The 10,179-nt window shown below is 34.8% G+C and carries 3 protein-coding genes; 1 reads left to right on the top strand and 2 read right to left on the bottom strand.

From position 1 onward, the window contains the following. Both VK164_RS11520 and VK164_RS11515 read right to left on the bottom strand, forming a co-directional pair. Positions 1–2,640 (bottom strand): reprolysin-like metallopeptidase (locus VK164_RS11520; RefSeq protein WP_324209484.1); only part of this gene is annotated, 2,640 nt, incomplete at its 3' end. A gap of 132 nt (positions 2,641–2,772) precedes the next feature. Continuing rightward, positions 2,773–9,537: a choice-of-anchor D domain-containing protein gene (locus VK164_RS11515; protein WP_324209483.1), complete on the bottom strand. Its 6,765-nt coding sequence runs from the start codon at positions 9,535–9,537 to the stop codon at positions 2,773–2,775. Between the two features lie 121 nt (positions 9,538–9,658). Here VK164_RS11515 and VK164_RS11510 point away from each other — a divergent pair, with 121 nt between their 5' ends. Next, complete coding sequence (locus tag VK164_RS11510; protein ID WP_324209482.1) at positions 9,659–10,138, top strand: regulatory protein RecX; 480 nt, start codon at positions 9,659–9,661, stop codon at positions 10,136–10,138. The last annotated feature ends 41 nt before the right edge of the window (positions 10,139–10,179 follow it).

The raw sequence follows: 10,179 nt of genomic DNA, 5'->3' as shown, positions 1-10,179 counted from the left end.
AACTACATTGGCACCACTATTAACAGTTACTGAACAAGCTTCTAAATCTCCAGTAGAAGTGTAATTCCCCGCAAAGGTTACAGCAACATTACGCAATGGAGCGCCATTACTCCATGAAGAACCATTCCAGGTGGTGGAAATTGTACCACAAGCGATTGGAGTTTCAACAATTGAATTATAACACAATTGAATAGTAAAACTATTTACTGTTCCTGTTCTTGTATCTGTGGCAGCATCTGCAGCAGCAAAAATCCAATTCCCTGCTGAATTCAATCCATCGAAACCAGTTAATGATGTTAAAGGTCTCATGTTTCCAAAATTATTTGAAGTTCCACACCCTGCAACTGTTGCTGATTCATCATCAAAAGTTCCATTCAAATTTGTAATTGTATTTGCACAACTACCTCCTTGAAATAAATCTACATCTACACTTTGAGGGCTTCTAACAAATGCGAATACTTGATTTCTTCTTGGATGTGTAATTGCTGTTGTAATATTAGCATCAGAAATTGTAAAACTATCTGGTATATTGATTGACCAACCTGAATAACTTCCCTGTGGAATAGTGCCTGTTGTTGGTGTACCTGTATATGAATTACATACCTGTGAAACAGTATATCCAATTGCAAAATCAACCGTATTTATTGCAAAAAAATCATTAGCTGTTGGTTCGACCATAATTCTACAATATGGAGCAAAAACATTTGGAATAGTTACAGTTTGTGTCCCATCATTAGGTGTATTAGCTACTAATGTAATTGGATATGTATAACCTCCATCTGTAGAAAGTTTAATATTAACATTTGCTGCTCCTGTCATTAAATTAGTATTATTAACAGTCCATGTAACAGTTTGTGTTGAGGCTTGAGGGTAATTAATCCCAGCAACATTTTGTGATGTTACTGCAAGTGGTCCTCTTGTACTTGTAAAAGTAACCACCATATTATCACTTTCATTTGCTCCACCACCGGGTTTATTATCTCTAACTGTAAATCTAAAATTCATAGTTCTATTAACCGTTGGAATTTTTTCCCATGTGTTTCCATTAACACCGTTTGCCAACAAATCTTCAATTCTTGGAAAAATTCTGACGTTATCAGTTGACGGAATCCATGATCTAAAAGCTACTCCTGTTGTAGCGGTAGTAGTAGGATTAGTTGTAGCAGCATTATTATCATCCATTTGTTCCCAAATGTAAGTCAACGCATCTCCCGTATTAGCGTCAGTTCCTATACCTGTCAGCCTAAAAGGCGTTCCGATAGGCAATGTTTTATCTGCCCCAGCATTTGCAGAAGGAACTGCATTAGCAATAGGAATTATAGTTGGACAAGCTTTAGATTTGATGTTATTTGTAATTTGTTGAATTGAAACTGCATGAAAAAAAGCATCTGAATGAGGCTGTAAATCAGTAGCGCCAGTAATACCTGCATATCCCATAATTGTTGAACCCGAACCTGGTTCTACCTGAGCAATTGTTCCTTCATCACCACCAAATGTCCATGTATGATTTCCTCCAATTTGATGACCTATTTCGTGTGCTACATAGTCAACATCAAAAAAGTCACCTTCTGGGGTTGCATCTGCAGGAGATGTTATTCCCGCACCTTTATTTTCATCTGTTGTACTTGCTGTATCATTTGTACATATACAACCTATACATCCAGCATTTCCACCACCTCCATCAGCTCCAAAAAGATGTCCAATATCATAAGCTGCATTATTAGCAGCCAAAGACGTTGCAGGACCCGTTAAGTTAGAACTTAAATTATTTTGTAATTCTACATTCCAATTTGCCATACTTGCTGATGGAGAATATGGATCTGTTGCAGGATTATAATAAATTACATTAGTTGTTTGAGCCACAAGAACCATTGTAGCATTAAAATCCATTTCAAAAATTCCATTTACACGTGTATACGTTGCATTAAACGCAGCCATTACCAAAGCAACCTGAGCAGAACTTGTTGCTCCAAAATAATTTGCATATTCGCCCGTACATGATTGAGCCATCCTAAATCTTCTCAAAGATGCATCATCGGCATTATTTAATATCTCATTTCCTCCTTTATTAATTTCAGGACCAAATTCCTTTACAGCATCTTCTGTTGTACAAATAAAATTTCCAGCTGCTTTTGTAGATTTTGCCCTATCAAAAACAATTACTGTTTTGTAATCCATTGATATGGGATCAATAATAAATGTTGTTTTGTTTGAACCCGAACGAATTATAGCACTTAGTCCATTATAAGGTGACAAACTAAAACGAATAACTTTTGAAGGATCTTTTACTCCTTGACCAGCAAAAGAACGAATCTCAGGAAATTGTACTTGTAAACTTTCTTCAAAAGTTGACGCTTCAACAATTCTATACTCTTCAAATTCTCCATTTACAGATGGGATAGACACAATTACATCAGATACTCCAAAAAAGTTATCTCTATTGGGAACATTAACCAATTGTTTTGTGAATATCTCATAATCAAATTCATACAGCTTGTAATCAGTTGGTAAACTTGATCTTCTAATTTTTTCTTGAGAAAAGTTAAGTGATTTTTCTACTTGTTTCCAAGCGCTTTTTTCTTGTCCATACATAGATAACATAGCCAAGAAGAAAAACAATGATAGTATTGTTTTTTTCATAGTATTAGATTAGGGGGTTTTCTAAACACAAACATAATAAACTTATTTTAAATTACATAGCATAGAATAAAATTTAAAATAAAAAACCAGCTAAAATTTAGCTGGTTTTTTAAACATATGGCATTATTTTATCTAATAAATTGTCTTCTTAATAATCTTTTTACCGTTTTCTAACGTAATATAAATTACCAAAGCACTATTTGTTTTCAAAATAGAATTAAACTTAATTCCGTTTGAATTAATATTTTGTTCTTCTACTATTTTTCTTCCTAAGATATCAAATATTTCAACCTTTTGGATAACTTCATTAGCAGAAACAACTTCTATTATATCATTTGAAACTACATAAACTGTTTCCTCAAAATCTTCAAAATCATCATTTCCGAGAGTTGTATTAGTATATCTCAAAACAAATCTATCATTTATTTGTCCTGCGATACTAGTAAATGAATATGGATTTGCTCTTAAATCATGAATTATATTTAATAGCTTATCTTCTAAATAAATATCTTGACCTTGAGTAAATAACCCATCAACTTCTCCTATAGCAATCGTATAGGTTCCAGCTGTAGGGACTTTAATTCCCATATCTACTTTATCGTTCACATCAAATGGAACTGCTCTACCTTGAATTGCAAAAATATCGTCATTTAACAAAGAATAAAAATTTTGTCCGTTTTTATAATCTGTAATTGCGTCAAACATTCTATCTCTAGCATGAGTTGCACCTGTAACATATGCAACTAATGTTCTTGTAGTTTCATTTGCAGGACTAACCAAATCTAACCAAATTCCATTTCTTTCAGATGGAGCAATAATCATGTTTTTGTCTTCGGAACCGATTCTATAAAATTGACTATTTGAGTAGTTTTTGTCTCGCATTGCATTGTTAAACAATGCTGTCGATGATGTTGCAGCACCTGGATTCATTAAAACAAAGAATCCTTGACCGCCACCAACAACGCTTAAAGTTCCTGCTCCACTAGTTGCGCCAGATCCATTAATTGCAATATAATCAGCTGCTGTATAATTAGACACAAAATCATTATAAAAAGGATCAACTGTAGCGCTACTAGGCAATGTACCATGAGTCCAAAGTCTTACAAAACCATCCAATTGAGGATTTGCTAATAAAAATGAATTTATACTTATTGCAGAAGGATATGGATTTCCTAACAAATTCCAGTTATCATCAGTAGCTAGTCGCATCACACCGTTTGGCCCTGCTGAACCTGCTCCAATATCACTTCCTCTAGAAATTACTGGAGTATAGACCCCATTATTTGGCACACCATTATTGAAATTAGCCGTCCAGTTTTGATTTACAACATTACTAAAACCATTTGGCGCTCTCACAATAAACCCTTGACCAGCTGTCATAAATGAAGATGCATTTTGCCAGTTTCCTTGACCTCCGTTTGGATTTGCAACTATTGGATTCCATAACCAATGATAATATGCTGGTGTTAATGGCGAAACACTATTTACATCAAATCCACTTACTGGAGAAGACCAATAGACATAGTCTTGCAATTTAACCGAAGCTATTCGTTCGTATGAAATATTTCCTGTATTAATTCCTAAATCATTAATTTGAACTAGTGAACCATTATTCAATACATTTAATGTACCATTTACAGTAACATCGTTTTGAATATTAAAATAACGTCCAGAAGTAATAGTTGCTGTAAACCCGGTATTTACCACAATACTGCATGCATCAATATCTCCATTTGTTGTTGTATTATATGGACCATTAATTATTGCTAAAATTGTTAAGTTTGGAATTCCATTTGACCAAGTTGTACCATTCCATGTGGTTGATAATATTCTTAGTTGAGCTGCATCTGAAACTGCTGTACAAGTTCCATCTTGAATTACTGCACAATAAAATTGATACCCATTAATATTCCCTATAGCACCTGACAAATCTAATGTAGTAGTAGTAAACCCTGAAGCTATAACACCTGCAAAAGAAACCGTATTGACAGCTGTCCATCCCGCCGCAACTCCATCATTATAATACCATTGATATGTTAAAACTCCTACTCCAGAAGGGGTCGCAGTTACTGTAAAACTAGCAGTAGTTCCGCAACCATTTACATCTGTCGGATTTGCGGTAACCGTTGGTAAATTATTTGGTAATGTAAACAACCCGATATCAGTACACGTTTCTGTTGAATTTAATGTCCAATCACCTGCGTTGTAGACTACAGACGGGCCTGTTCCTCCAACATTTCTCGTGATAGTATATCCAATTTCATTTGGACAATACACTACATCATGTTGTGCTCCATTTTTAGTTAATCTAATTTCATCATTTTCATTAATTCCTGCGCCAAGTGAAGTAAAATCATAAACAATACTGCTACAAGGATTTGGTGAAGCATCTCCAATTCGCAATGTAAATACACTATAAGGAGGTACAATTCCTGTTAAATCAATAGTTCTCGATGGAGCCACATCTCCAATATTTGCATAACGTTCAAGTACATAATCAGTTCCTATCGCATCCAAATCAATTGCAACTGCTGTTGGATTATATAATTCCATGTACCAACCATTTCCTCCATTTGAATCATAAACTTCTGAAATAATTAAATCTGTAAAAGCTGATGATGTACACGACCCAGAGCTCTCAATTAATGTGAAACTTGTAGCTGATTTAATTGAACATCCTCCTTCAATTAATGTTACTTCTTGAATTACACCAGAAGCGGTTAAAGGAACTTCAACTAATAATGTTGTTGCATTAACATAAGTAACAACGGCTGCAACACCATCAAAAGCAACCTGTGTAGCCACGGTAAAACCATTACCTGTTATTGTTATTTCAGTAGCTGCTGGACCAGAAGTAGGAGTAAAAGAAACAATACTATGCGTTGGTACACATGAATTTATCACTTCAACTGTATAATCTTCTGTTGAACCATATGTAAATGTTCCACAAGGTGCAATTGTAGCTAATGTACCTGCTTCTCTTTGTACAATTCTCATTCTATAAAAACCTAAAGCTTGAGCTCCTGGTACAGTAATGGTGAAATTTTGAATTACATTTCCAGTTGAAACAGCTACCAATGTTGTTCCTATAGTTTCATTTGCATCATCAAAATCACCATCGCTATTCCAATCAATCCAAACACCCGCTGCACCATCATATTGAGTTCCATTACTACAATCTCCAAATTCTACACTTAAATTATATGATGCACCAACTTCTAAGTCAGCACTCATAGCTGTGTAATTATTAACACCTGTAGTACAAACATCTGTTGTATTATTAGAAATTGTATTGTTTACTCCTACAAGAACAACGTTTTCTATTTCTGAGTCTAAATTAGATGTTGCTCCTGAACTGCAATATGTCATAACTGGTGTACAAGTTACTTCAACCCCACTACTCCAGTTCAAATCATTTCTAGTAAAAATTTTAAATCTATAGGTTGTTCCATTTGTTAACCCTGTAACAGTTACAGATGTTCCAGTGTTTTTATATACTGTAAACCCTCCATCAAAAGCAGAGCCTGCTCCAAACAATGAATTATCAGTATAAGCTGCCCCTGTCCCTGAAGGAATTGCAGCTGTAAAAGTTCCACTTGTTGCAAAAACCAATATATTATCACTACAACCCGCTGGAGCGATCCAACTAATTGTTGCTGATCCGTTTTCACAAACAGAAGTTATTGCTCCAGTTACGTTATTTGGTATAGCACTTTGAATTGTATGTGTACCACTAGGAAATGCTGTTCCTGATTTATTTCCTAACACAAATGTTAAATCAGCAATTGTAATTGCATTAACTACTATTGTATTTCCATCTGTAGAAGTACATGGTATATCTGTAGTAATAAAGAAATAACCTGTTGTTCCTACGTTTATAACTTGTGTAAAAGCTGTAAAAGTATGTGAACCAACTCCTAATGTTGCTGTTTCATTTTCGATATTGGAATCTACACCACTATTAAATGTTGCATCTGTTGAATACCATAATTTAAAATTGGTAATATTTGAAGCCGCATAAGTTCCAGATGTATTAAAAACCACATTATTAAGCGTAGCGTTTGCGCCTGCAACACTTAAATCAAAAGCATAAATTACATTATTAGTAGTTCCTTGTGTTATAGTTGAAGCAGTAACTGCAGGATTAGCAGAATTCAAAACAATACTAGGAGTGATAAATCCGTTTCCTTGAATTGAATAATTATATGGATTTTCACTTGTATCATCATTTACTATTGATATTGTTGCATCTCTTAAACCAACTGCAGATGGATCAAAAGTTACTTGAAAAGTTGTAGAACTACCTGCAGCAACTGTTGCAGATGGTAAAGCAGTTACAATGAAATCAGCTGGATGAACACCTCCAATTGTAATAGCCCCAATATTTAATACTGCTGTTCCAATATTTTGAATAGTAAATGTTTTAACAACAGTTCCACCCGATACATCAGCTGAACCGAAGAAAGTATCATCTCCTGCAACTGGCGTTGTATCTCCATCAACAATTGTTACTACATTTCCTTGCACATTGATTTCTGGCATTGCAGGTGCACATGAAGAAGAATGTATTCCTAAATCAGCAATATAATCCGTAGCATAACCTGTCCATTCTGTTGCTGGATTAAAAGCATCTGCTCCATTTGAATCTCCAATTTGAATGGCAAAATTTCTAATAATTGTATTGTCAGCAGTTGATTGGTTACCTGTTCCCCATTCTGATCCTGGATCAAGCCCAATTTGACCAACAATATCAATATTAACTCCTGACTTTCTTAAAGCAATTGCATCATCCCCATTAAAAGTCATCCCTCCTGTTGTTTGATTAGACAATGCTAAAATAGCCGCAGAAGAAGCGGAATTACACACCACATGAGTTCCATAAGCTGGTATTGTACCTGATAAAGCAAAAGTTGCTGATACCGTAGCACTACCATTATTATAGTAAGCTAAATCATATGTAGCTAAATTAATTGGAGCCGCTGTTGGATTATAAATTTCTATAACCTTATTATTGCTACTTCCTTCAATATATTCTGATATAAATAAGTCTGCACAGTTTAACACTGCAGCTGTTGCAGTTGCTGTAATAGCAAAATCATAGACCCCTTCATTATTGTCATTATTTGTAATAGTGACAATATCATTAAAAGATCCTGCAACTGCACTATTAAAAGTAACCGTAAAAGTTGTTGAACTTCCGGCTGTAATAGAAGCTGGCAAAGTAATTCCTCCAATTGTGAAAACTGCACCAGTTCCCAATGTAATATTTGAAACTGTTAAATTAGAATTTCCAGTATTTTGAATGGTGAATGTTTTAACAATATTATTAGATACAACTACACTTCCAAAGTTAGTGTCGTCCGCTAATATTGGCGTAGCGTCTCCATCCGAAATAGGAGTTGCATTACCTAGAAGATTAATTTCTGGAGCGGTAACAGTTAAAACTCCATTCACATTGGTGGTGCCATTCCAAAAACCACCATTATATCCTCCATAACGATAAGCGCCTGTTCCTAACTGAAAACGAGAAGCATAATAATATGTTCCCGCAGGAAGAGCCGAACCTATTTCTAGTTGAAACTCATCGTTATTTCCTGATTGCACATTAAATGTTGCTGGTAACCATGTCCAAGCCGCTAAACTAGGATCATTATCTGTTGTATTGTAACCTATCCAAGCTTGAATTCCAGCTCCTGCTCCAGCTGCTTCTGTAACACCCGGCTCATACACTTGTGCATAAACCGTAAAAGGAGCGCCTGCCACAATTGTTCCATTTGCTGGAAACTGTATATTACAATAATCAACTACTGATGGATTAACTGTTAAAACACCATTTACATTTGTAGTTCCATTCCAAAAGCCACCATTATACCCTCCATATCTGAATGGCCCTCCATTTAATTGAAAACGAGAAGCATAATAATACGTTCCTGGTGTAAGTAATGTACCAATATCAGCCATTAATTCATCATTATTTCCCACCTGAGTATTAAAAGTTGCAGGAATCCACGTCCATCCTCCAGTACTCGGGTCTGTATTTGCAAGACTATATCCTATCCAACCAGAAATTCCTGTTCCTATACCTGCTGCTTCAGTAACTCCGGGTTCATAAGCTTGTGCATACACATTAAAAGCTCCTCCTTGTGTAATTGTTCCATTGGCTGGTGATTGTAAATTGCAGTAGTCTACTGCATCAACTACCGCTGGCGCAAAAGTTGCTGTTATACTTAAATTATCAATTCCAATTCCTTGAGAATTTGATGAACCTGCAAGACCAGTATATGTCCAACATAAATAATAAACTGCTCCTGGAGCTATTGACAAACCCGTCAAAGAAAAGGATTTATTTATCACAGAAGGTGGATTACTTATAGTTGTATTATTTGCATCAGCCGCATATGTTTGATCTCCTGCTGTTGCTGAAGTGTTCACATTTGTTGCTATTGAACCATGAAAAAAAGTCCAATTAAAAGCTCTTGTCCCCGATCTAATTTTTTCATAATCAAATGAGATTGCTAAATCAGTTATATTTGTTGAACCTGTATTTTGAAATGCTAAAATTATCGATCTTGGACTTGTATAAGAACCAGTCGTAAGAAAACCTAATGCCCTATCTGTAGATGATGCGGTAATTCCATTTGCCCAATTCACACAACCTCCGCCAGAAGTTCCTGTAACTACTCCTGCACCAGTGCTACCATAAGCAACAGTAGTAGCAGATAAACCAGTTGTGTAATTAGAAACAGAGTTAACCCTAATCCCTGTCGGCAAAGTTGCGGTTGCACTTGTTCCTAAAGAATTAAAATTTTCTACTATTGGTGTAGTATTTGGTATCGATATTTGTCCCCAGCTTAAAGCCGAGAATAATGTAGTAATCAGAAGTAATCTTATTTTCATAATTATTAGGGGGTATCTAATTATTGCCTCTTTTATTTAAAAAAAAGCTGGCTAATTTATGCAAATTTATTTGATAATCAGTATTTTTGTTAATAATCTTGCTTAAGAAATCGTTAAGAAATTGAAAAACAAAAACACCGAAACTCTTTCTGTTCAACAAATACAAGGGAAATTAGAATATTATTGTGCTTACCAAGAACGCTGCTATAAAGAAGTTGAAGAAAAATTATATTCCTATAAAATTTCACCTTCCGAAAAAGAACAAATTTTAATTTATCTCATCGAAAATAATTTCATTAACGAAGAACGTTTTGCACAAAGTTTCGTTCGTGGCAAGCACAATTATAAATTTTGGGGCAAAAACCGCATTATAAACGAATTGAAGTTCAGAAATATCTCTTCTAAAATCATTGAAATTGCGTTAAAAGAAATTTCGGAAGCAAATTATTTAGAAAGTTTTCATGCATTAGCTGAAAAAAATTGGGAAAATAGTACTGAACGAAAAGGACATAAGAAGAACAAAAAATTTGTTGATTTTTTATTGCGTAAAGGTTATGAAACCCATTTGATTTATGATAAATTAAATGAACTAGACAATTAGTCAACATCTATTCTTATATTACAAATTGAGGCATTGGCATA

The sequence above is a fragment of the Flavobacterium sp. genome, from assembly GCF_035299005.1.
In the GTDB taxonomy this organism is placed as follows: domain Bacteria; phylum Bacteroidota; class Bacteroidia; order Flavobacteriales; family Flavobacteriaceae; genus Flavobacterium.
This window is presented reverse-complemented; position numbering and strand designations above follow the sequence as displayed.